Consider the following 22,889-nt stretch of genomic DNA (forward strand, 5'->3'; position numbering starts at 1 on the left):
GTCATCGAAGGACGTCAGATCACTCCCACTCGATCGTCGCCGGCGGCTTGCTCGAGACGTCATAAACCACGCGGTTAATCCCGCGCACTTCATTAATAATCCGCGAAGAAACGCGAGCCAGCAGCGGGTGCGGCAGCGGCGCCCAATCGGCCGTCATGAAGTCAAACGTCTGCACGGCACGCAGCGCAACAACGTACTCATACGTCCGCCCATCGCCCATCACGCCCACCGACTTCACCGGCAGGAACACGGCGAACGCTTGCGACGTCAGCTCGTACCAGGTCAGGCCGCTGGCCTCGTCCTTGGTATTGCGCAGTTCTTCAATGAAGATCGCATCGGCACGGCGCAGCAGTTCAGCATATTCATGCTTCACTTCGCCCAGAATCCGAACGCCCAGACCCGGACCGGGGAACGGATGGCGATACACCATCTGCGGCGGCAGGCCCAACGCAACACCCAATTCGCGGACTTCGTCCTTGAACAGTTCGCGCAGGGGTTCCAGCAGTTGCAGGTTCAGCGTGTCCGGCAGGCCGCCCACGTTGTGGTGCGACTTGATCGACGTAGCCTTGCCCGTCTTGGCGCCAGCAGATTCGATGACGTCGGGGTAGATCGTGCCCTGGGCCAGCCACTTGGCGCTTTGCTGCTTGCCGGCTTGTTCCTGGAACACTTCGACGAATTCGCGGCCGATGATCTTGCGCTTGGCTTCGGGGTCGGCAACGCCGGCCAGCTTGCCCATGAATTGCGCGGTGGCATCGACGTGAATGATCTTCACGCCCATGTTTTCAGCGAAGGTCTGCATGACCTGCTTGCCTTCGTCCAGGCGCAACAGGCCGTGGTCGACGAACACGCAGGTGAGCTGGTCGCCGATGGCCTTGTGGATCAGCGCGGCGGCAACGGACGAATCCACGCCGCCGGACAGGCCCAGGATGACTTCGTCGGTGCCGACTTGCTCGCGGATGCGGGCAACGGCCTCGGAGACGTAGTCGGGCATGTTCCAGTCGCCCTGGCATTCGCAGATCTCGTTCACGAAGCGGGCCAGCATGGCCTTGCCTTGGACGGTGTGCGTGACTTCGGGGTGGAACTGAACGGCGTAGAAGCGGCGGTCTTCGTCGGCCATGCCGGCGATGGGACACGACGGCGTGGACGCCATCAGCTTGAAGCCCGGGGGCAGCTCGGTGACCTTGTCGCCGTGGCTCATCCAGACCTTCAGCATGCCGTGGCCTTCAGGCGTGTCGAAGTCTGCCAGGCCTTCCAGCAGCTTGGTGTGGCCGTGGGCGCGCACTTCGGCGTAGCCGAATTCGCGGTGGTCGGAAAAGCTGACCACGCCGCCCAGTTGCTGCGCCATGGACTGCATGCCGTAGCAGATGCCCAGCACGGGCACGCCCAGCTCGAACACGGCGTGCGGCACGCGCATGGAGCCTTCTTCGTAGGCCGAAGCGTGGCTGCCGGACAGGATGATGCCCTTCAGGCCTTGCGCCATCTGTTCACGCACGAAGGCGTCGTCGACGTCGCCGGGGTGGACTTCAGAATAGACGCCAGCTTCGCGCACGCGGCGGGCGATCAGCTGGGTGACTTGCGAACCGTAGTCAAGAATGAGGATGCGCTGGTGCATGGAGACTCTACCCGTTGGAAATAAAACCGCACCGGCAGAACCGCTACAAGATTTTGCGATTCTGCCGGTGCGTAATGCATGACATTGTAGTTGACTGTGTGGATCAGTCGGCGCGGTAGTTGGGCGCTTCCTTGGTGATCTGCACGTCGTGTACGTGGGACTCGCGCACGCCGGCGGAGGTGATCTCCACGAATTCGGCCTTGGTGCGCATGTCATCGATGGTTGCGGCGCCGCAATAGCCCATCGAGGCGCGGATGCCACCGACCAGTTGGAAGATGATGGCCAGCACGCTGCCCTTGTAGGGGACGCGGCCTTCGATGCCTTCCGGAACCAGCTTGTCGGCGTTGTTGGACGGATCCTGGAAGTAGCGGTCGGCGGAGCCGTCCGTCATGGCGCCCAGGCTGCCCATGCCGCGGTACGACTTGTACGAGCGGCCCTGGAACAACACGACTTCGCCCGGCGCTTCTTCCGTGCCGGCGAACATGCCGCCCATCATGCAGGCGAATGCGCCGGCGGCCAGCGCCTTGGCGACGTCGCCCGAATAGCGGATGCCGCCGTCGGCAATCAGCGGAACGCCCGTGCCTTCCAGCGCCTTGGCGACTTCGGAGATGGCATGGATCTGCGGCACGCCCACACCCGCGACGATGCGCGTGGTGCAGATGGAACCGGGGCCAATACCGACCTTCACGCCGTCGGCGCCGTACTCGACCAGCGCGCGCGCGGCGGCGGCGGTGGCGATGTTGCCGCCAATGACTTCAACCTTGGGATAGTTCTGCTTGACCCAGCGCACGCCTTCGAGCACGCCCTTGGAGTGGCCGTGGGCCGTGTCGACGATCAGGACGTCGACGCCTGCCGCAACCAGCTTTTCCACGCGCTCTTCGGTGCCGGCGCCCACGCCTACCGCTGCGCCAACACGCAACTGGCCTTGGCCGTCTTTGCTGGCCATCGGGTGTTCGGTGTTCTTGACGATGTCCTTGACGGTGGCCAGGCCACGCAGTTCAAAGCCGTCGTTCACGATCAGCACGCGTTCCAGACGGTGCTTGTGCATCAGGGCCTGCGCTTCGTCCAGCGTGGCGCCTTCCTTCATGGTGACCAGGCGTTCCTGCGGCGTCATGATGTTGCGCAGGGGCTGATCCAGGTTTTCTTCAAAACGCAGATCGCGGTTGGTCACGATGCCGACCAGCTTGCGGCCTTCGACCACCGGCAGACCCGAGATGCCATGCTGGCGCTGCAACGCAATGGCGTCGCGCACTTTCATCTGGGGGGTGACGGTGACCGGATCGATCACGATGCCGAATTCGTGGCGCTTGACGCGAGCCACTTCACGGGCTTGGGCATCGGCGGACAAATTCTTGTGAATGATCCCGATGCCGCCCTCTTGCGCCATGGCGATGGCCAGACGCGATTCGGTGACGGTGTCCATGGCGGCGGACACAAGGGGGATATTCAGGCTGATATTGCGAGTCAGGCGCGTGGCCAGGGAGGTGTCGCGCGGCAACACCTCGGAATACGCAGGCACCAACAACACATCGTCGAAGGTGAGCGCTTTTTGAACGAGACGCATGGGTAACTCCGGGCGCAAAGCAAGATTATACGCCGCCTGCATGTTTTGACTAGGTGTTCACCCTAGGTTTGTACGGAATTTTTGCAGTCCGGCGCGCTGGAGAAAGCTGCAAATCGCCTGCCCATCCGACCCCGTTTTATGGGCCTCGCTTTGCGCGCGGTACAAATTATTTTACCCGGGTAATATTGACAGATGTTTTTACCCGGATCATAATCCATTCCTCTTCTTCGCACCTACTTCTTTCTCGGCTTGAGCATCGGACCCCTAATTACCATGAACGTCATCGCCTCTTCTCCCCGCTACACGGCATTCGAAGGCCACCGCATGTTGGCCGCCGGGTCTTTGGCCGACGTGGCGCTGGCCGTCAAACGCGCGCTGGCCCACCAGAACAGCCACGGGTTGTTGGTGTTTCAAGACGGCACCGGCCTGCAAACGGACCTGGACCTGAGCGGCGACGACGCGCAGATCATCGCGCGCCACACTCCGCCACCGAATGCAGACACGCCGACCGCCGAACCCAACGCCGCTGACGCGGCCGATGTGGCGGACGCCGCGCCGCGCGGGCGGGGCCGGCCGAAACTGGGTGTGGTGCCCCGGGAAGTGACCCTACTTCCTCGGCATTGGGACTGGCTGGGCGCGCAGCCCGGCGGCGCGTCCGTGGCGTTGCGCAAACTGGTGGAACAGGCGCGCCGCGAGAACGACGCCCGCGACCAACAGCGCCAACGACAGGAAGCGGCTTATCGGTTCATGTCCAGCATTGCCGGCAACCTGACAGGTTTCGAAGATGCGACCCGCGCACTCTATGCGGAAGACCGTGAACGCTTTGCGCAGTGCATTGCCACGTGGCCGCAGGACGTGCGGGCCTACGCAATGACCCTGGCCTGGGCAGCTTCGGCTTAAGCCGAAGCGTTGCAGGCCGCGCCGTTGGGCGGCCCTGCCGTGGCCACAAATGGATGCCATGCCAAACAGGGAGGATCGCATTAACGTGTTCATAATCCGGCGGGTTTCGGTACCATTGCGTTGAGTTCGTATTTACTTTCCCACTCTCTGGATCGCTGGCATGCCACAACTTGTATTGCTGCTTTTGGGCGTCCCCTATCTGCGCAAGCGTTGGCGCGCGCTCTTCGTCCTCGGCATCGTCTTCCTGGTGGCGGGCGTCGCTGTCTTTATCGATGCTCTTGATGACGCCCTGTACTTTCCCCTGAACGCCTTTGCCGTCCTCTTCATCATTGAAGGGCTGGCGACGCTGTTGATCGCCTCTTCCGGCGTGGGCGGCCAGCGCGTCCTGCGCTACACCAAGGGCGTTTTCGTGCTGCTGGCGGGCACCTTGATTCTGATCGGGCACCATCACGGGCACTTTGTGCTGTCGATGATTTTCGGCGCGCTGTTCCTGATGGACGGCGTGCTGCAATGCCTGGCCGCCTATGTCGTGCGATACGACCGTTGGCGCTACGCTTTCGGCGCCGGGGTGGCGGAAATCCTGCTGGCTATTTTCTTCTTCCAGCCCTACCCCACGAACTACGTGGGCACGGTGCCGTATTGCCTGGGGCTGTTCCTGGCCATTGCAGGGTTGAAATTGCTGTGGCTGGCGCGGCGCGTCAAATACCTGGCTTCCAACCCGGCGTTTGCCGCCAATGACTCGTCTGACTATCTGCCCGCCGAACCCGCGGCGCCAGCGCCTGTCTGGGATGGTCCGCCCGCCGATTCCGAACGTGCCCTTACCGTGCACGTCTGGACGCCGTCCGGGTCGGCCAAGGCGCAAACGCGCAACTATCCGCTCGTCGACCGGTATATCGCCGCCGTCGACGTGAATGGCGTGATCTCCACCGGCCATGCGGCAATGGAGTCCCCCGAAGGCATCTACATCAGCCTGTATCCCAAGGAAGAAATCGACCGGTCGCCCGACGAGTTCGGCAACCTGCTGCGCGCGACGCCCGACAACGACATTCCCGGCGTATACCAGCCCGATTACGCGACCGAATCCAAGGCCTGGTGCCCGTCGACGACGCGCGTGCGCATCCGGAATTACGACGCGGAAAAGCTGGCCGCGTTCTGGGAGGAATACCGGCAGGACAGCACGTACAACCTGACCCACCGCAATTGCTCAAGTTCGGTGGCGCGCGCGCTTGACGCCGCGCTGGATGGCGTGGTCGGACGCCTGCACGGCCGCCGCGCGGGATGGGGCGTCCTGATCCGGCTACTGCTGACGCCCGAGCTTTGGGTGGCCTCGCAGATCCGCAAGCGCGCCATCACGATGGCCTGGACGCCGGGACTGACCTTGGACTATGCCCGCGCGATGAGCATGTTGGCGGATCCGCGGCCGTTCGGCTGGTGGAAAATGTCGCAGAGGGCGCTGCGCCACATCGCCGAACTTCGCGCAGGCTGGCGGGCCCAGGACCGTAGCGCTGGCGGCCAACGCCCGCAAGCGGCCGAGGGCCTGCGCGGCCCGGGGCCCGAAGCCTGAGGCCTGGCCCCTGGACACGGCGCACCGGCACTTTTTTATGATGGGCGAAATGCGCTTTAATCGGTAAAGACGGGCGGGCTTTCCACGCCCGCGCAATCTATAGGGTGCGCCATGTCCATCGCCAAGAACTTCCTGCTGTATGACGGAGACTGCCCCTTCTGCTCGAATTACGTGCGGATGCTGCAACTGCAAAAAGCCGTGGGCCCGATCGATCTGCTGAATATGCGCGACCACCCGGATATGGCGGTGGCCTACAAGGCGCAAGGCTACGACTTGAACCAGGGCATGCTGCTGCATCTGGACGGCCAGGACTATTGGGGCGCCGACTGCATCAACCGGCTGGCGTTGATCAGCACCGGCAACGACCTGTTCAACAGCGTCAACGCCGCCGTTTTCCGCAACCCGTGCCTGTCGAACGCGCTCTACCCGTTCATGCGCACGGGCAGAAGTCTGGCGCTGACCTTGCTGGGCAAGAAGAAGATGCAGATGTGATGCCGCCGCGGCCGTGGCGGCCGCCCCAGGCGCAATCACTTCGCCGGGGCATCCACCACCCGTTGAAGAAAGGCGTCCAGCGCCGGGTTGTCGTGCTGCGCATGCCAGGCCAGATACATGTCGGCATACAGATTGCGCTGACCAATGGGACGAAACTCCACGCCTTCAAACCGCAGCTCCCGCGCCGAATCCGGCACGATGCCCACGCCCAACCCCGCCCGCACGAGCGCCAGCAAGGTGTGCGTTTGCCCTGCCCGCTGCACATAGTCCGGCTGCACATCGGCCAGCCCGAAGGCGCCCACGATGCGGTCATAGAAGTACTTCCCTTCGCGCGGCGAATACAGCACGAAAGGCTGCCCCTGCAATAGACGCAGCGGCACCGTGTCGTGTTCGCACAAGGGGGAGCCCGCGGGCAACGCCAGCACCAGCGGTTCGCGTTCGATCAGCCGGGATTCGATTCCTGCCTGCTGCGGCACGCTGCGCGCCAGGATGACGTCGAGTTCGCGCGCCAGCAGCAGCCGCGCCAGATCGGTGCTGACCGTTTCACGAAGCTGGATCTCGACGCCCGCCAGCAGCTTGCGCGCCAACATGATCATCGACGGCATCAGCCGATAGGATGCAACGGCAGTGAAACCCAGCGTGATATGGCCGGCATCGCCACCCGAGGTGCGCCTTGCCGTCGCAGCCGCGCGCGCCGAGAACTCCAGCAGATGGCGCGCGTCGCGCAGGAACCGCCTGCCCGCCGCGCTAAGCAGCACCTGCCGGCTATTGCGTTCAAACAGCGTCACGCCCAGGTCTTGCTCCAGCAACTGGATCTGCCGAGACAGGGGCGGCTGCGTCATGCATAGCCGTTCGGCCGCGCGGCCGAAATGCAGCTCTTCTGCCACCGCGATGAAGCACTCCAGCTGACGAAATTCCATCGATTCAATCCTTGAATTGATCAATGCTATTTATAGCTCGAACGGCTATCTATCGGTAGCCGTTTTTATACTCGGCGACAAGGCCGCAAAGCCGGCCCGCAGGATCAAAAGGAGCATTTTCGCAGCACGTTTCATTCGCGGCAGCTGCCGCCCCCACGCCTAAAAAGAGAAGAGAGACATGGAGACAACCCCCATCGCCCGACAACGCGTCCGGCTCATCGCCGCGGCGCTGGCCCTGGCCGCCACCGCCGCATTGCCCTGGAACGCCAGCGCCGCCGGATATCCCGAGCGCCCGATCAACCTGATCGTCCCGTTCTCACCGGGCGGGGGCACCGACATTTCGGCTCGCCTGCTGGCCGCCGCGTTGGGCGACAAGCTGGCGTCTTCGGTGGTGGTCGACAACCGCCCGGGCGCGGGCGGGCAGATCGCCGCCGACCTCGTGGCGCGGTCGCCGGCCGACGGCTACACGTTGCTGTTCGCCAATTCCGGCATGCTTGCCATCAACCCGTGGATCTATAAGCTGCATTCGGACCCCGCCACCGCGTTCGCGCCCGTTTCGCTGTTTTCAGACCTGCCTTTCGTGTTGGTCGTGCCAACGGGATTGCCCGCCAAGGACGTCGCCGGACTGGTGACGCTGGCGCGCGCGGAACCGGGCAAGCACACGTTTGCCAGCTCGGGCACCGGCGGCGCTCCGCACCTGTCCGCCGAGATATTCCAGCAAGCCACCGGTGTTGATCTGATGCATGTGCCTTACAAGGGCGGTGGCCCGGCCATGACCGACCTGATGGCGGGCCGGGTGGACATGCTGTTTGCCTCCGTCCTGGAAACCATGCCGTACGTCAATGGCGGCAAGTTGCGCGCGTTGGCGGTGACCGGCGCCACGCGCTCGCCCGCCATGCCGGATGTGCCGACGATTGACGAGGCCGGCGTCAAGAACGCGCAATCCGGCTCCTGGACCGCCGTGCTCGCGCCTGCCGGCACGCCGCCCGCGGTCATCGAAAAGCTGTCGCAGGCGATCCGCGACATCGCCGCCGACCCGGCAATGAAAACCAAGCTGGAATCCCAGGGCGCGGTGGCGCACGGTTCCACGCCGCAGCAGTTGCAGGAGCTGGCCGCCAGCGAACGCGCCCGCTACGGGCAGATCATCAAGACCCGCAATATCCAGACGAACTGACCTCTATCCGGCCCGGTCACCGGGCCATTTCTTAAAGCCGTATCCATGACCGATTCCCTGCCCGCTTCCGCCCCCCACCTGCTGATGGTCGGCCCCCTGCTGCCCGAACTGGTGGCCGACCTGGCGTCCCGCTACCACGTCCATCGCTTGTGGGAAGCCGCCGATCCCGCCGCGCTGCTGCGCGAGCATGGCCCCGCCATCCGCGGCATTGCCACCAGCGGGCGTTTTGGCGCCACCCGCGAACTGATCAGCGCCTTGCCGGCGCTGGAAGGCATTTTCAGTTTTGGCGTGGGCTACGACACCATCGACTTGACGGCGGCGCAAGAACGCGGCGTGGTCGTCACCAACACGCCCGGCGTACTGGACGCGTGCGTGGCCGACACGGCGTTGGCGTTGATGCTGGCCGCGCCGCGCCGTATCGCCGAAGCGGACCGCTTCGTGCGCGCCGGACGCTGGCCGAACGAAGGCTTCCCGCTGGGCACGCGCATGACCGGCAAGCGCTGCGGCATTGCCGGCCTGGGCAATATCGGCTTGCAGATCGCCCGTCGCGCCGCCGCCTTCGACATGGAAATTCTCTACACCAGCCGCAAACCGCGCGCCGACGCGCCCGCCGACTACCGCTATTGCCCCGATATCACGTCATTGGCCGCCGCCTGCGATTTTCTGGTGCTGGCCGTGCCGGGCGGCAGCGCGACGCGCCACTTGGTGAATGCGGAAGTACTGGATGCGCTGGGGCCGCAAGGCTGGCTGATCAACATCGCGCGGGGCACGGTCGTTGACGAAGCCGCGCTGGTCAGCGCGTTGCAAGACAAACGCATCGCCGGCGCGGGGCTGGACGTGTTCGAACACGAACCCGCCACACCTGCCGCGCTGCATGCGATGGACAACGTGGTGCTACTGCCGCATATCGCCAGCGGCACGCACGAAACCCGCCGCGCCATGGCCGACCTGATGGTCGCGAACCTGGATGGCTGGTTTCAGGATGAAAAGGTGCTGACGCGGGTCGTTTGACCCGGCGGCGGGCCGCGCCTATTCGCTGACCCATTGCAGCTTGGGCGACGGCGCGCCCTGCTGCTGGAAGTACAGGATGGCCTCTTTGGCCAGTTCGCGGCACACGCATTGATACTGCTGATAGCTGCCGGACTGGCCGCCCACCACCAGATCCTGGTCGTGGTCTTCGGATTTTGACCGGTCAACCAGCGTATAGATACGCGCGTCGTCATCTAGCGTGATGGAAACGACGTAACCGCCGTCGCCCCCGCCAACCGCCATGACGGTTTCGTCTTCCGTCACGAACGCCGTCGAGCTGAATTCAGCGCCATCCAACCGGTCCAGCGCGGCAAGCAAATCCACATCCGACGGATTGACGCGTTCTCTTAGCGCGGCGCGGTCACCCTGGCGTCGTTCTTCGATGAGTTTTCTTATTTTCATTGTGGGCGGGTCCTTGATTGTCAGTGCCCTAACGGCCGCTCGGACGGTTGGTCAGGCACGTCGCCTGGGCCGGCAGTACCGCCGACGACGAATGCCAGTCTACAGGCTTCCAACACAGGGCATCCGCCGCGCATGCGACGCGCTGGCAATGGCGTTCGGAAAGCCGGGCCAATATCGTAAAGGGCAGGCTCGCACGCACATCGGGCTTTAGTCGCAAACGCAGGCGTTTGGGCCTGTTTTTTATTGACCCGAAAGTCATACTTTGATAACTTCCTTGCCAATCGTGTCATCGTCGAATTGCCCTGCGCAGGGTGCTCCGCGGCGGCCCCGGAGCGCGCCCCAATGATGTCGGCAGCCGGCAACCCCAATCCCGGAGATCGCCATGACGGCTGTGCTGCTCGTCGATGACCACGCCATGTTCCGCGAGGGTCTGATGCTCGCCATTGCCCATCTGGCGCCTGGCCTCGATATCTGCCCGGTTTCCAGCGGCATCCAAGCCATCGCCGCCCTTGAGTCCCGCGCGGATATCAGCTGCGTCATCATGGACTACTACCTGCCCGACATTGGCGGCACCGCATTGCTCAAGCGACTGCGTCAACTGCGCCCGGGCATCCGCATTCTGGTCATGTCCGCTTCCGAAGACGTGAACGACCGCGACCGCGCCCTTACGGCGGGCGCCCGCGGATTTCTTCACAAGTCGGCGAATAGCCAAGCCTTACTGTCGGCGCTGAAAGAGATCCAATCGCCGCAATTGGCCGACACACCCCGTCCGGCTCCGGTGTCGCCGCCCGCCTCCCAGCGCGACGAAATCTCGCTGTTAAGCGAGTTGACCCGACGACAGGGCGACGTGCTGCGCCTGATGTGCGCCGGCCTGGGCAATCGCGATATCTCGCTGCAATTGGAGATGGCGGAGAAAACCGTCAAAGCGCACATCACGGCAATCCTGGCGACGCTGGGCGTGCAGAACCGCACGCAGGCCGCACTGGTGGCTCGCCGTGGCGGGCTGCTGGGCAAACCCAAGTAGCCCGCGTGCAGCCTCCGCGCTATTCGTTCAACAAGGACAGATAGCGGGTGATGCCGCCCTCTTCCTGAGCGACTTCGCGCATCAAGTCCGCCAACGACATACCGCCCCAAGCCACCGCCTTCCTCAACAAGTAGGGCGTGGGGCTATGCGGTTCAATAACCGCCAGGTAATCCGCGATCCGGGCCAGTTGCCGATACGCCTGGGCGCGGTTTGCCAGGGCGCCCATCGATACCACGATGCCCTCGTCGGCGGACACGCCCCCCCCTTCCGCGCTCTCTGCCGGATCTCGCCCGGGGCCTTGCGCCATCAGCGCCGGTGCGGCCCTGTCGGCGGTCCAGGGGCTGGCGTCCTCCGCGCCGTGCCCGACGTGATGCCCGGCAAGCAGGCCGCTTGCCGCGCGGGCCAGCCGCGTCAACGCGTCGCGGGTGCGCCGAAGGCTGGGAAGATCGCCTCCCAGTTTCGTATCCAGGCGCCGTTCCAACGCTCGCCATGCGCCTTCCGCCACCCCCGCCCCAGCATGCAAGGCGCTGAGCATGGCCCGGTTGGCGGGCTGCGCGGCGTACTGCATCAATTCGTCGCGGCTTGGCAGGGGCTCGGCAATGCCGGCTTCCGGATCCGGGTCGGTCGGACGTGCGATCGACGCCCGCTCCCAGTCGTACAAGTTGATGTCGAAGGGTTCCCGATCTTCAAGCCGCAGCAACGCCAGGTGCAGCGTGCATGTCATCGACAAGGCGCTGTCTAGCCAGGCAAACGGCGCGCAGCGCGCGTCGGCCTCGTCGCCGTCTTCGATTCGGGGCCACGCCGTTTCCCAGTAACGCTCTACCAGGCCATCCAGCAGCCGGACCCCCGCAATCAGGCCGTCCAGCCCCTTCAACTGCGTCCAGGCTTCACAGAGCCATGCCGCCACCTGCAGGTCCTTACCCTGTGTAGACAGGGCATCCTGGCATAACGTGGCGGCCAGCCGCCAGTTTGCTTTTTGCAGCGGGCGATCCCAATCGCCCATCGGCAGGCTGGCGTCATCGTGCTTGCGCGCGTCCTGGATTTGCTGATAGACGGGTTCGTACCGCAGCGGCATCCCCGCCCCGCCGGCTTGCGGCAATGGCGCCAGCAACGCGTCCAGCACCGGAACCTCGTGGCTTATTGCGTCAAGCCTGTTCATTGCGCGCTCCATTCCGGCGCACGCGCCGGAAAGCTGCCGGGCCACAGCAGCGGATTTTTCTTTCCCGCAGGCATCATGGCGACCCGCAAAAACACCCGGCCCACGTCCAGATCGGGCACTTGCGCAAGCTTCGACACATTCGCCACGCCCAACGGAAAGTCAAAGCGCAGCAACTGACCCGCGCCACGGGGTCCGTTATCGGGCGCCTGATGACGCTGCATTAACGATATCAGCGCCCAAGGATCATCGAACTGCCATGTCAGGTTGCGGCCATCGGTGGTTAGCGCAGGCTGGCGCGGGTCGGCCATGGCCACCAGCGGAGAATCCTTGGCGAACCGCAAGGTCAACGTCACGGGCATCCCGTAGTTCCAGTGCAGCGGTTTCGGCGCGTCGCCCAGCGACACGCTTTGCCGGCCGATAGTGAGCGTCCAGTCCATGAGCTGATTGCCAGCCAGCTCGCCTCCTCGGTTGGCGCGGAACTCCACGTTCAGGTCGTATCCGGACGGCCCGCCGTCATCGGCCGGATACAGCGGCGCGAACAACGCACGGACCTGGGCGAAATTGTCGATGAAACGCGTCACTGACCCTGAAGGTGTCGCCTCGCGCGCTTCACCACCGGCATCGCGATAGGTTCCCGCAACGCCGTCATAGCGCTTGATCGCCTGACCCAATTGCGCGTAATCCGCCGAAGCCAGCCCTGCCGGGCTTTGGGCAACGATCGCGCCCACGCTGGCATAGCGCGCCATCGATGCCGCCTGCCCCCCGGCGAAAGGCGCGCGGCCCGCGACCAGCACATTGAACGTCGCGGCGAAGTCTTCCCATTGCTGGCGCAGGTCCGACACATAGCGCTGATTGCAGCGCCCCTGCAACGCCCCGTAGAGCCGGGCATGGACAGCGCCGAAATAATCGTCGCCACCGGGTGGCGTCGCACCCGCAGGACGGGCTTTGCAGCCTCCCGTGGCGGGGTCGGCCACCGCCTGCACGAATTGCTCCAGACGGAGCAGGCTGCTGTTGGGATTGCGCAGCCGGTACCGCTCCAGATCCTGGTTGATGGCCCGCCAACGCTGGGCCAGCGGCGAAGCGGCGCTGATGGGGTCCAGCGCGGCCAGATAGACGGCCGCCTCGGCGCCCAACGTCAACGCGCGACTCGACTGATGGTCCAGATACGGCCCCAGCCCCGCCGCGTCCGCCACGCCGAACAGCGTGAGCACCGACGTGCGCGCGGCCGGCATGCCCGGATCGGCGTCCATGCGGGTCGCATACAGCTCGGAACGTTGCAGGCGTCGGTCGACCTGACGCAAGTGCTCCATCGCATCGCGGGATACCAGGGCATCCAGGGCGTCTGCCTGCACGCTGGCGCCCAGCTCGGCCAATAGTGCCCTAACCCGCACCAGGCGCGTGCGCGCCGCGCTGAAGGCCGCACTATCATCCGCGGTGTCTGCCTGGGCCGGGGTGGCGGCGGCCATCGCCTGGTCGAACACCAGCTTGCCAAACTGGACATCCAGCGCTTGTTCCACCACGGGCAACAGCATCGGCGGCATGTTCTTCAAGCCATCCACCAAGAAGCGCTTGCGCACCTCGCCCAACGTCAGCGCCTGATCCAGTTGCGCGCGGTTCCACGAGACCACCATGCCAGGATCCTGCGCGGGTAGCGCCAGACCCCGCGGTGCGGCCATGAACGGTTGTGCCAACAACCCCGCCAACGCGTCACGCAAGGCCTGCCGGCCGGCCGCCAGCGCGTAGCGAGCTTCTTTGTCTTGCCACACCAGGCCACTGTCCGGCCCATCGAAGCGCAAGGCCCTCTCGGTCTTGAACCCTTCGAAATCCGCCCGGTCGCGCTCCCGCGCATGGGCCACGGCCTCGGGCCCCAACAGCCGGTTCTGCGCGGCGCGGGACATCACACGGTCATAGCCCGGCCCGGGCGTGAAAGCCGCTTGCCGCATCCAGCCGCCCTTGCCTCCCGCCAGCATTTCCTGCTGCGCATTGATCGCCGCCACCAGCCGGCGATAGCTGTCGCCCACCTGCGCCGTGTCTTCGGCGTTCATCGTCGCCCCGGTCAGTTGGCCGATCGACTGCGCCACGGCACGGTCCGCTGCCAATAGCGGGTTGTTGGAGAACAAGCGGCGATTCAACTGCGCCGACGCCTTATCGAAGGCGCAGCGAAACGCCTGCTGCAGACCGGCCGCGCCCTGCCCTGACGCCGGGGCCAGGCTATATGAGACATTGCGATCGGGGTTGCGGCTGAAGTAAGGCAGCACATTGCCCAAATCGCCTTGCAGTTCCGCGCCCAGCGCATAGCGCACCACTAGCCTCAACGCCTCCGCATCACCGCCCGAAGGCTGGCGCAGGGCCTGGAAAGCGCGCAGCGCCGCGTCGAACTGATCCGCGCCCGAGGCGTAGCGTTGCAATGTCCGTAATTCCGGCTGTTCGTCGATGCCAAGGCTGGCTGGCTTGCCGTCATCGCCTTCGGAGCCTAGCGGCGCCGCGCACGTTTCTTCCCACGACAACTGGCCCGTGACCGGATCCAGCCCCACGCCGGTCAGTTGGGCGGCACGGGCAGCCAGTTCGCGCTGGATCGCGGTCACGGCGACCTCGCCGAACTCGCGGGCGAAGCGCGCGCGCACCCGCGGATTCAAGTCATCGATGCCAGACCACGAGCCCGGCATGAAGATTGTCCAGGCCGAATCCACTTGCAGGCCCTGATCCAGCGTCAGCAATGCCAGCGCACGCCGCCGATACCATTCCGGCGCAAGTTCCTGGCCTTGCTGCAATGCGCTGGCGCGTTCCCGCGCATCGCGCTGCGTGCCTTCCAGCGCGGCGACGAGCGGTGCGTTGTGCCGCCCGAGCTCGACCGTCGCGATCACCAACCCGACCGCCCACACGGTCAGCAACCCCGCGCCGCCCCACCGCACCGCGCGGTGCAGGACGGGCCGGGTGAGATGTTGCGAACGGGTCGGCCGGGTCAGCCCATATTCCTGGAAGATCTTGCGTTCGAACAGGTCACGCAAGAAAGCAGGCTGGCGCAACAGGTCCACCAGCGCGGAACCGCCCCCGTCGCGGCCAGTGGCCGCGGAAGGCGCCACATCCTCTTCTTGGTCCGCCCCGCCGTCGCTGGCCGGCAACGGGTGCCTGCCGAATGCATGCGCCGCCAGTTCGCCGCTATCACCCGTCAAATAAATGCCGCGGAAGAAAAACGGCTCGTGATAGGCGCTGGGCCGCAGCAACTCATCCACATAAAGTTGCAACTGCGCCTGCATGGCCTGAATGCGCGCCGGCAACAGCAGGCAGCCGCGCGCGTCGGCGGCCCCCGCATCAACGGCAAACAGCTCGGCACTGGCATCCGACACCGCACCGCTGATCGAGCGCATTGCGGTCTCGACCCAATCCGCCTGGTAAGTCGTGGACAGATCATAGGGGGACGACCAGCCCAGCATGCTGGCCCGCAAGGGCTCGGGCAACGCCCTGGCAAACTGGCCGAAACCCTCCAGTACTTCGCTGTCCGTCACCACGACATAGACGGCAAAACGCATCGCGAAGCGGTTTTGCGCCAGCCACAACCGCCGATGCGCCAGCTTCGCCCGCCGGGCAAGCTCCAGCCGCGAATCCGTATCGGTAGCCAGCAGCATGGCAGCCGGCACCGTGATCACGACGGAATCGAAAGGCCGTTGCGGGCGATAGCCCCGACACAGGCCCAGGAACTCGTCCCAGGGCTTTTCACTGCTGTCCTGTCCCGGGGCGTCCAGATAGGCCGCCTTGATATCGATGACAATGCCGCGGTCGAAGAAATTCCACGAGATCCCCTGGGTCGCGGTGGGGCCCGTGGCCTCCGTGCCCAGCACACTGGGCACCCCTGACTGCGCGATCGGCAGCCCTCCGCCGCCCTCGCCCTCGTTCAGCACCATGATCCACGGAATACGATAGCGTTCGCCGCGCGTCGCGATGTTGGCCTCGACCAGCTCGACCGCTTGCCGGAACGAATTACGCAGCGAATCCGAGCGTAGCCGCACCACTTTGTGGTCCTGTTCGGGCTTCTTGCTTGCGCCATGCCGCGCGAAGTACAGGACAACGCCCAGCACCGCGCACACCACCAGCATCAAGACGACGACGGACAATAGGAACAGGTTGCTGGTCAGCATGGGCAAGCTCCCGAGGCCAAGGCAGGTTCGATCGGCATGACGTCAGTCCTTTGCGGCGTCGGCTTGCAGGGCCTGGCGCACCGGCCATGACTGCCACAGCCACGAGATTTCCGACACGGCCAACAGCGACGCCGCGCCCAGCAGGAAGATGAAGGTCCAACGGCTGACCGTCGGCAATTTGCGCGGCGCCACGTGGGACAGGATGTTCGAATAGGCAGCAGGGGCCAGGACGCGGTCACGCCCGCCAAGATCGGCCCGCCGCTGATAGACGAATTCGTAGAGTTCTTCCCGGTATCCGCGTAGCCGCTGCACGGCGTCCGCGCCCCGAAATTTTCCCTGGAATCCGACGGCAAGCGCGAAGAGATACAGGCGCGCGATGCTGCGGCGCGAGGGCTCGCGGTCGGACAGCAATTGCTCGATCCGCTGGAACACCAGGTCGCCGGCGACATTCGTGCGAAAGAGCGTGGATTCGAACAGGTGCGCGGTCCAGCGCTCACGCCCCGCCCATTCGGCGTTCAGCAGGATCTCGTCCGCCAGCACCGCCTTCAAGTAGCGTGCGTCGGCCAGGTTTTCGGCGTCGAATCGTGTGCTGTCCCGGCGAGCCTGAAGCGTCTGAATTTCCAACAAGCTCAGCATATGCCGGCCGAGTTCTTGCGCCGCGCCCTCGGGCGACGCGTCGCCGCCCGCCGATACCCGCGTCCGCATGCGTTCAAGTTCGTCCAGGAACCCTCGGAACTGTTCCGTCACCAGATCGTCTTCGTCCCCATCAGGACGGTTGCGTGTCAAATTCGCCATGGTTCCCTTGCTCCTCAGCCTTTCACGAACAGCAGCATTTCCTGCGGCCGCTGCGCGCTTTCGCCCTCATTGGAGTTGGCGATGAGCAACGGCTCGTCACCTAGCACCAGACCAGGGGTCGCCTGGATTTCAAACAGCAGATAGCCCGAGCCCGAGCGCAGGCCCAGCTCTTCGGCGTACTCGACGTTGCGACGCGTCGCGCCCAGCACGCGACGGCTGCGCAGCGATGGGTAGACGGGCAGCGAGCCGATGACGGCACCCGCCATCCATGCCAACAGGTCGCGGTCCGACTGCCCCCTGACACCCACCACCAGCCGCTCGCCGATCCAGTCCTGCCGCAATCCCAGCTCGAAGGCGCCATGGTTGAAGTCGAATTTGTACTGGCGGAAGTCTTCGCTGATCTCGGCGCTGGCTTCCCGCAGGAATCGCAGCAACGGCGTGAAGACGGCCAGCGGATCGCCATGGTCGTAATCGGGCGGCGGTGGCGGCATCGCACCCGGCTTAAGCAGGCATAGCGATCCGGCCAGCGACGCCAGCGCCAAATACAGCGTCCAGGGATGCAGGTGCGGGGTGCGCAGGACGGCTTCGGCCATCGGCAAGCCCGCCAACAGGCTGCGCAGTTTGTCCCTGAGTTCCAGCTGGGTCAGCCGGTCGTCCACCCGCGACGACGGGTTGGCGGTCTGCCGCGCGATGAACGCGGCCTTGCCGCGCAACTGCCCCAGCAGCGCGGACGCCCCCAGCCACAGCGGATTGTCCAGGCGTACTTCAAGCAGCGGCGGCTGGCGTTCCCCTAACCTGACGACCTCGTTGTCCTTGTAGAGCGAGCCCAGGCGCAGCGCCACGAACTGCGCGGATGGCACCGTACCCGCCGACAAAACCAGGTTGGGCTGCAGCCGGGCAATATCCGCAGCCGGCGCCTCCGACACCTGATCCTCGACCGGTGCGCCAGCCACCGAGCGACACCGGCGAAGCTGGCCTTCGCGGCGGGTCAGCGTCGCGACCGGCAAGGTCACATGGAAATCGATGGGGCCGTCGGCCAGCTGCGCCGCATGGGCATCCAACGCCAATTCCAGTGCAGCCGCGCCATCCGCTTGCGCCGAATAGGCGATGGCCGTGCCGTCGGGCATGATCGCGGACAGTTCAAGGACGCGAACGATGCCCGCGGGCAGCAGACCGCTGTCCAGCACCAGGCGGCGCACGCCCCAACTGAACGGCGCCGCCGCCAACGTCTGCCATGCCACGAGCGTGTCCAGTCGCGAGGCCAGCAACTGGAAATGCTGGGGTGCAAGCAGCATGCCCTCATGCCATTCGACGGCGTCGGTCACCACAGGCTGAAGGTCGGTCATCGGGCGCTCCTTGCGTTGCAGGCGTTATGCGCGGCGGGCGTGCATCGCAAAGTGGCCATCATTGGGCCGCCGTCACGGTGAACGCCTTGTTCTCCAGGCGGATGACCAAGCGGCCGCTGAAGGTCTCTACCCGCGCCCGATGCGCGCCTGGCGCTCCGTAGCGGGCAAAGACGAACGCGCCGGCCACTCGCGAGCCTTCAAACTTCTCGCCCGGCACGATCAAGCGTTGCCCCGGCACGACCTCCCATCCTTCGTAGCGCAACCCTTGCGGGTAGGTATTCAGCAGATCAGCTCGAGCCGAAAACCATTTCGCCGCTGTCAGTTCCGCAAAGCGCGGCAACAGGGTTTCATCCTTGATCAAGACAATGTCGACGGCGACGGGGCTATCACCGTTGGCGTCGTCGGCGGCGGAAACCATGACCTGCTTCCATGCCGGCTTTTCGCCCTTGAAGTAATCCAGTCCTAAGGCGGAACACCCCGCCAGGGCCAGCAGCAGCGTCAATGCCGCCGCTTGCATTCCCCGCGTCGCCGCGCCCATCGCCATTCCCGTCGCTATCATCATCGTGCTCCCAACCCGATACCCAACAACACAATCAACAATCCCGCCAGCAACAGGCAGGTGCCCGCCGCCATCAGCTGGATGCCCGAAAACGCAAACTGCAGCGCTGCGGCCGCCGCGCCGTCGCGCACCGACGCCGCCCCCCTTTCCGACGGCTGCGCCTCCGACACCCACGCGACCACCACGCAGACGCAAAGCAGGCTAAGCACGGTTCGCAATCCATCGCACAGCAAGTCGATGGCCAGGAACAACACGCCCGCCGATTCGACGGGCAGCTCAAGCAGGCCGAGCGTCAGTCCGGCAAAGGCCACGTTCGCGATGCCGCTTTGCCCTGCCGACACGAATGCCGCGGCGGTCGAGGCCATTGCCACCAGCGCCAATTCCGCTCCCCCCAATGGCTTGCCGTACAGGTTCGCGACGAACAAGGTGACCAACGCGAAATACAATGCGGCCCCCGCGCGCAGAAACACGGCGCCGAACGGCAAGGTCAGCTCGGCGATGCCTCGGCTGAACCCAAGCCGCGCGCTCATTACTTCGATCGCGTGGGGCACAGGCGCCGTCGGGCTACCGGAGGCCAGCCCGACCAGCAGCGGGCCCTTCATTTCGGCCAGCACGGTCAGCATCGGCAGGCCAGCTCTTTCCGAAATGACGGCCATCGCCCCGATCGACAACACGATCGCCGACAGCATGAAACACAGCAGAAACCCGCCCATCGCGCCCAACGTCGCGGCCTGCGCAGTCGAGGTCAGATACGCACTGGCGCCGAAGGCCAGCACGGGAATCATCAGATTGGCGCGGTCGATGATGATGCCCAGGGCGCGATACGCGCTTTCGAAGATGCCATTGAGCAATGCGGTCCGTTCCCGGGACAATGATGCAAACGCCAGTCCGAATAGCAGCGTAGCCACCAGGATCCCGAGCGTATGGCCCTGGGCGAGTACACGAAAGAAGTTGTCGGGTAGCAGATCCCGCATCACGCTTTCCTGGCGCGACACGCCGGCGTGCACGCCATCGCCATCGCCATCGCCAGGCTGCCCCATCAGGCTGACCGTATCTTCCGACAGCGCATTGCCCTGCCGCCACACCAGTTCGCCCAACTGGGCGTGTTCTTGCGGGCTTAGGTGCTTGCCTGGCATGACCGCCGCGCCCAGCAAGGTGCCGACGACCGCGCACGCGCCCACCAGCCCGACCGCCAAGGCCGCGATCGACGCCATGCGCCGGCCGGGCCGCGGCAATTCCAGCATCTGACGCAGTCCGAAGAAGATCGCCACGATCAGCAGCGGGATGGCGGCCATGTTCACCACCACCAGATATAGCTGCCCAATTACATGCGCCGCGTGTCCCAGCGGCTGCGCCATCACGCCAGCCAGCGCCCCCGTCGCCATGCAAAGCGCCAGGAACAGGGTGCTTCCCGAGAGCCGTTTCAGGCCGTTCATGCCGACACGTTCCAGCCACGCGCCAGTGCGTAGCCCACGGTGGCGCGCGCCAGCTCCTGCGTGCTGTCGATCAGCGCCATGGGCGCACGCGCCATGGCGCGCGCGGCAAGCGGGATTTCCGTGCATGCCATCACGGCTTCCCCGGCCCCGGCGGCCTCAAGCATCCACAACGCCTGTTCCAACGATGCGGCCGCCGCCGGCAGATCATCCGCCTTCACCTGCGCGATGCAGGCGTTGATCCGGGCCTGAACGCCCTCGTCCGGCACCAGGGCGTCGATCCCGCGCTCCCGCAGGCTCGTCTGGTAGAAGCCCGAGGCAAGCGTGCCCCGGGTGGCCAGTACGGCGACTTTCCCCGAACGCTGCGGCACGGCGTTCGCGCACACCCGCCCGATATGCAGCATGGGCGCCGCGCTGCGCGCGCGCATTTCCTCGTACCAGTGGTGCGCCGAATTGCACGGCACCACCAGCAGGCCGACACCGCTGCGGTTCAGCAGATCGATACCCGAATACAACGCGGGCAACGGATCCCGGCCGCCGGCCAGGATCGCGGACGACCGATCCGGCGTGTGCGGAAGATTCGCCACCATCATCGGCAGATGATCCTGATCGCGCTCCGCGCCGGTCAATCGCACCACGCGTTCCATGAAGTCCACCGTGGCAAGCGGCCCCATTCCCCCCAGCACTCCAATCATCGTCATGGCGGATTCCTATACGCGCAACGGCCGCGGGCAGATGACGGACACCGCCGCCGAATTCCCGATCACGAGGATCAGCGTGCGCAACATGTCGCAAAGCGGATCGATCGCCAGGAACAGGATGAAGGCCGCCTCGAACGGCAGCCCCAGATAGGCGCAGGTGATCCCGATCAGCGATACGGTCACCAGACCTGTCATGCCCGCCGACGCAAAACCCGCCAGGACCGACACCAGCAGCACCGTCGCCACTTCCACCACGCCCAGCGAACGCCCATACAGCTGGGCGATGAAGAGCGTTGCGCACACGTAATAGACCATCGGCCCCACCCGCAGCAGCGACACCGCCAGGGGCACCAGCAGTTCCACCCGCGACCGCGCGAACCCCAGTTTGTCCGCCAGGCTTTCGATCATGCTGGGCATGCAGGCCGCGCTGTTGCGGGTGGCGAGCGCCAGCGCGAACGGTGCGCGCAAGGCGTCCAGCGTGACGGCAAGCGGCTGGTTCGAACGCTTCCAGATAACCACGACCGCAAGCGCCAGCAGCAGCACCGATACGGCAAAGAACGCCAGCACGAACTGCGCCATCGCCTGCAGCGGCTCGATGCCCGATTTGGCCATCTGCGATGCGCTCATGCAGAACAGGATGATCGGCAAGGGCAGGCTTAGCCAATGCATCAGCTTCTGGCAGGCGCAGTAGATGGTTTCAAGCACCTGGCTCAACCCGACCGAGATGCGCTCGGGGACATACCCCACGGCCACCCCGAACAGCAAAGCGAATACCAGCGACTTCAATGCGTCGCCACTTGCCAGCGCGGCGAAAATGTTGGTGGGCACGAGGCTGGTGAGCAAATCGGCCAACGTCAGTGTCTTGGCCGGTACATCCGCCCCGTACAGATTCATCACCGTGTAGCTGGACGTTGCGTCGCTGCCAACGATCAGCCCGAACGTCTGCAAGGTCGCGCTGGACAGATCGGCCCCCGGGCTCATGATCAAGAGGACCATCGCACCCACCACCGCCACCAGCACCGCAGAGCCAGCAAACACGGTCAACACGCGCAGGAATAGACGCGACGCACCGCCGTCGCGGAACAGGCGTTGCAGGCTGAAGATCACCGCCGAGATCATGAACGGCAAGGTCGTCATCTTCAAGAAATCAACATATACCTCGCCAATCAGCGACAGGCTGCGGGAGAACGCCGGCAGGTACAGGCCGGCCAGGCCGCCCAGGACCAGGCTGCCCAGCACCAGCCAGGGGTTGAGGACAATCGCGTAGAGTCGTTTAAGCGTCATGGTGTTCGAGCTTGCGCCAGCCTCAGTGATTCGTGGCCTGCAAGACCACATTGACGTCGAACCGCTCGCTGCGGTCGGCCAGATACAAGTTGATGAAGCCCAGCAATGCCTGGTCGGATGCGTTGACGGCCATGCCCAGGGTGTCTTCCAGATCCTGCAAGGTCACGACGCGCAGCCGCAGGGACGCGGTGGGATCGATCTTCAGCACGCGCTTGACTTCGAATTCGTCGCGATAGGCCGCGGTGACGTCGCCCTTATCCAAGGCGGCCAGGACGTCCGGCCAGGTGGCGTAAGTGCGCACGTCGGCTTGCGGGAAGTTGGCGGTGACATAGTCGGCATAGGAAGAATTGGCCACCACGCCGATGGTGCCGGTATACGAGCGAACAACCTCCGGCACCGAGCGCCCGCGTGCCAACTGCGCGAACTTCACGCGGTTCAGCAGCAAGGCACGCTTCAACGACAGGTACGGCGCGCTGAAACTGATGACGCGCGCTCGCGACAGGGTGCGCGACAGCTTGCTGATCGCCACATCCGCCTGGCCCTGCGCCAACAACGTCACCACGCCGTCGAACGTTCTGGCCTGACGATTGAAGCGAACCTGGACACCCAGCTTCTTGGCGATTTCCCGCGCGAAGTCCACATCGAAGCCGCTGAGCTGGCCGTGTTTCTCTTCGAAGAATGGCGGTTGATCGACGCCCAGCAACGCCACCACCAGTTCCCCCCGGCTGACAATCCGGGCGAACTCTGGTGCGAGCAAGGCGCCGTTGTCCATGCGCACCACGCCGGTCGGGGGGG

19 protein-coding genes are annotated in these 22,889 nt (G+C 65.0%); 6 read left to right on the forward strand and 13 right to left on the reverse strand.

Features of this window, described 5'->3' with window-relative positions; genetic code table 11:
- Window positions 1–19: 19 nt before the first annotated feature.
- Window positions 20–1,612: a glutamine-hydrolyzing GMP synthase gene (gene guaA / locus ACE039_RS10150; protein ID WP_416029966.1), complete on the reverse strand. Its 1,593-nt coding sequence runs from the start codon at window positions 1,610–1,612 to the stop codon at window positions 20–22.
- Window positions 1,613–1,715: 103 nt separating this feature from the next.
- Entirely contained in the window at window positions 1,716–3,176 is a 1,461-nt protein-coding gene (gene guaB, locus ACE039_RS10155) for an IMP dehydrogenase (protein ID WP_006224233.1), read from the reverse strand.
- Window positions 3,177–3,449: 273 nt separating this feature from the next.
- On the opposite strand from guaB, the gene ACE039_RS10160 reads away from it, so the two are divergent.
- The 3 genes from ACE039_RS10160 to ACE039_RS10170 all read left to right on the forward strand — a co-directional run bounded on the left by ACE039_RS10160 (window position 3,450) and on the right by ACE039_RS10170 (window position 6,132).
- The gene (locus tag ACE039_RS10160) at window positions 3,450–4,076 is read left to right on the forward strand and encodes a DUF2239 family protein (protein ID WP_485822297.1); all 627 of its coding nucleotides are present in this window, start codon (window positions 3,450–3,452) and stop codon (window positions 4,074–4,076) included.
- A 160-nt stretch (window positions 4,077–4,236) separates the two neighbouring features.
- A complete protein-coding gene (locus ACE039_RS10165; protein WP_485822298.1) occupies window positions 4,237–5,640 on the forward strand; it encodes an HdeD family acid-resistance protein in 1,404 nt (467 codons plus the stop codon).
- Between the two features lie 111 nt (window positions 5,641–5,751).
- On the forward strand, window positions 5,752–6,132 hold the full coding sequence (locus ACE039_RS10170) for a DCC1-like thiol-disulfide oxidoreductase family protein (RefSeq protein ID WP_105556659.1): 381 nt from the start codon (window positions 5,752–5,754) through the stop codon (window positions 6,130–6,132).
- 35 nt (window positions 6,133–6,167) lie between these two features.
- Here the strand turns inward: ACE039_RS10170 and ACE039_RS10175 are convergent, their stop codons facing one another.
- Window positions 6,168–7,052, reverse strand: coding sequence for a LysR family transcriptional regulator (locus ACE039_RS10175; protein WP_105556658.1), 885 nt, complete (start codon window positions 7,050–7,052; stop codon window positions 6,168–6,170).
- A 178-nt stretch (window positions 7,053–7,230) separates the two neighbouring features.
- On the opposite strand from ACE039_RS10175, the gene ACE039_RS10180 reads away from it, so the two are divergent.
- Both ACE039_RS10180 and ACE039_RS10185 read left to right on the forward strand, forming a co-directional pair.
- The gene (locus ACE039_RS10180; protein ID WP_310029228.1) at window positions 7,231–8,226 is read left to right on the forward strand and encodes a Bug family tripartite tricarboxylate transporter substrate binding protein; all 996 of its coding nucleotides are present in this window, start codon (window positions 7,231–7,233) and stop codon (window positions 8,224–8,226) included.
- Between the two features lie 45 nt (window positions 8,227–8,271).
- Window positions 8,272–9,237: a 2-hydroxyacid dehydrogenase gene (locus ACE039_RS10185; RefSeq protein WP_485822299.1), complete on the forward strand. Its 966-nt coding sequence runs from the start codon at window positions 8,272–8,274 to the stop codon at window positions 9,235–9,237.
- 18 nt (window positions 9,238–9,255) lie between these two features.
- Here the strand turns inward: ACE039_RS10185 and ACE039_RS10190 are convergent, their stop codons facing one another.
- The gene (locus ACE039_RS10190) at window positions 9,256–9,657 is read right to left on the reverse strand and encodes an Imm1 family immunity protein (protein WP_448708523.1); all 402 of its coding nucleotides are present in this window, start codon (window positions 9,655–9,657) and stop codon (window positions 9,256–9,258) included.
- A 382-nt stretch (window positions 9,658–10,039) separates the two neighbouring features.
- Between ACE039_RS10190 and ACE039_RS10195 the strand changes: the two genes are divergently transcribed.
- Window positions 10,040–10,681 (forward strand): response regulator, encoded by a 642-nt coding sequence (locus ACE039_RS10195; RefSeq protein WP_485822300.1) that lies wholly within the window; start codon window positions 10,040–10,042, stop codon window positions 10,679–10,681.
- A gap of 19 nt (window positions 10,682–10,700) precedes the next feature.
- Here the strand turns inward: ACE039_RS10195 and tssA are convergent, their stop codons facing one another.
- The 9 genes from tssA to ACE039_RS10240 form a co-directional block, all read right to left on the reverse strand.
- Window positions 10,701–11,840: a type VI secretion system protein TssA gene (gene tssA, locus ACE039_RS10200; RefSeq protein ID WP_485822301.1), complete on the reverse strand. Its 1,140-nt coding sequence runs from the start codon at window positions 11,838–11,840 to the stop codon at window positions 10,701–10,703.
- On the reverse strand, window positions 11,837–15,976 hold the full coding sequence (locus tag ACE039_RS10205) for a type VI secretion system protein (protein ID WP_485822302.1): 4,140 nt from the start codon (window positions 15,974–15,976) through the stop codon (window positions 11,837–11,839). The genes tssA and ACE039_RS10205 overlap by 4 nt, the downstream gene beginning before the upstream one ends.
- A 42-nt stretch (window positions 15,977–16,018) precedes the next feature.
- Entirely contained in the window at window positions 16,019–16,762 is a 744-nt protein-coding gene (locus ACE039_RS10210) for a DotU family type IV/VI secretion system protein (RefSeq protein ID WP_448708526.1), read from the reverse strand.
- Window positions 16,763–16,785: 23 nt separating this feature from the next.
- Window positions 16,786–18,117 (reverse strand): type VI secretion system baseplate subunit TssK, encoded by a 1,332-nt coding sequence (gene tssK, locus ACE039_RS10215; RefSeq protein ID WP_448708519.1) that lies wholly within the window; start codon window positions 18,115–18,117, stop codon window positions 16,786–16,788.
- Window positions 18,118–18,175: 58 nt separating this feature from the next.
- Complete coding sequence (locus ACE039_RS10220) at window positions 18,176–18,619, reverse strand: hypothetical protein (RefSeq protein ID WP_448708518.1); 444 nt, start codon at window positions 18,617–18,619, stop codon at window positions 18,176–18,178.
- Window positions 18,620–18,675: 56 nt separating this feature from the next.
- Window positions 18,676–20,112 carry a dicarboxylate/amino acid:cation symporter gene (locus ACE039_RS10225; RefSeq protein WP_485822303.1) on the reverse strand — a complete coding sequence of 479 codons (1,437 nt, stop codon included), beginning with the start codon at window positions 20,110–20,112 and terminating at the stop codon, window positions 18,676–18,678.
- Window positions 20,109–20,810, reverse strand: a complete 702-nt coding sequence (cuyB, locus tag ACE039_RS10230; RefSeq protein ID WP_448708516.1) for a cysteate racemase — start codon at window positions 20,808–20,810, stop codon at window positions 20,109–20,111. The genes ACE039_RS10225 and cuyB overlap by 4 nt, the downstream gene beginning before the upstream one ends.
- A 9-nt stretch (window positions 20,811–20,819) precedes the next feature.
- Window positions 20,820–22,094, reverse strand: a complete 1,275-nt coding sequence (locus tag ACE039_RS10235) for a dicarboxylate/amino acid:cation symporter (protein WP_485822304.1) — start codon at window positions 22,092–22,094, stop codon at window positions 20,820–20,822.
- A gap of 22 nt (window positions 22,095–22,116) precedes the next feature.
- Window positions 22,117–22,889 (reverse strand): ABC transporter substrate-binding protein (locus ACE039_RS10240; RefSeq protein WP_485822305.1); only part of this gene is annotated, 773 nt, incomplete at its 5' end.

This window comes from Achromobacter maghribensis (assembly GCF_057334215.1).

Excerpts from the sequence above, each read along its gene's own strand:
- guaA (WP_416029966.1), bottom strand. The coding sequence starts at position 1,612 with ATGCACCAGCGCATCCTCATTCTTGACTACGGTTCGCAAGTCACCCAG.
- guaB (WP_006224233.1), bottom strand. The coding sequence starts at position 3,176 with ATGCGTCTCGTTCAAAAAGCGCTCACCTTCGACGATGTGTTGTTGGTG.
- ACE039_RS10160 (WP_485822297.1), top strand. The coding sequence starts at position 3,450 with ATGAACGTCATCGCCTCTTCTCCCCGCTACACGGCATTCGAAGGCCAC.
- ACE039_RS10165 (WP_485822298.1), top strand. The coding sequence starts at position 4,237 with ATGCCACAACTTGTATTGCTGCTTTTGGGCGTCCCCTATCTGCGCAAG.
- ACE039_RS10170 (WP_105556659.1), top strand. The coding sequence starts at position 5,752 with ATGTCCATCGCCAAGAACTTCCTGCTGTATGACGGAGACTGCCCCTTC.
- ACE039_RS10175 (WP_105556658.1), bottom strand. The coding sequence starts at position 7,052 with ATGGAATTTCGTCAGCTGGAGTGCTTCATCGCGGTGGCAGAAGAGCTG.
- ACE039_RS10180 (WP_310029228.1), top strand. The coding sequence starts at position 7,231 with ATGGAGACAACCCCCATCGCCCGACAACGCGTCCGGCTCATCGCCGCG.
- ACE039_RS10185 (WP_485822299.1), top strand. The coding sequence starts at position 8,272 with ATGACCGATTCCCTGCCCGCTTCCGCCCCCCACCTGCTGATGGTCGGC.
- ACE039_RS10190 (WP_448708523.1), bottom strand. The coding sequence starts at position 9,657 with ATGAAAATAAGAAAACTCATCGAAGAACGACGCCAGGGTGACCGCGCC.
- ACE039_RS10195 (WP_485822300.1), top strand. The coding sequence starts at position 10,040 with ATGACGGCTGTGCTGCTCGTCGATGACCACGCCATGTTCCGCGAGGGT.
- tssA (WP_485822301.1), bottom strand. The coding sequence starts at position 11,840 with ATGAACAGGCTTGACGCAATAAGCCACGAGGTTCCGGTGCTGGACGCG.
- ACE039_RS10205 (WP_485822302.1), bottom strand. The coding sequence starts at position 15,976 with ATGCTGACCAGCAACCTGTTCCTATTGTCCGTCGTCGTCTTGATGCTG.
- tssK (WP_448708519.1), bottom strand. The coding sequence starts at position 18,117 with ATGACCGACCTTCAGCCTGTGGTGACCGACGCCGTCGAATGGCATGAG.
- ACE039_RS10225 (WP_485822303.1), bottom strand. The coding sequence starts at position 20,112 with ATGAACGGCCTGAAACGGCTCTCGGGAAGCACCCTGTTCCTGGCGCTT.
- cuyB (WP_448708516.1), bottom strand. The coding sequence starts at position 20,810 with ATGACGATGATTGGAGTGCTGGGGGGAATGGGGCCGCTTGCCACGGTG.
- ACE039_RS10235 (WP_485822304.1), bottom strand. The coding sequence starts at position 22,094 with ATGACGCTTAAACGACTCTACGCGATTGTCCTCAACCCCTGGCTGGTG.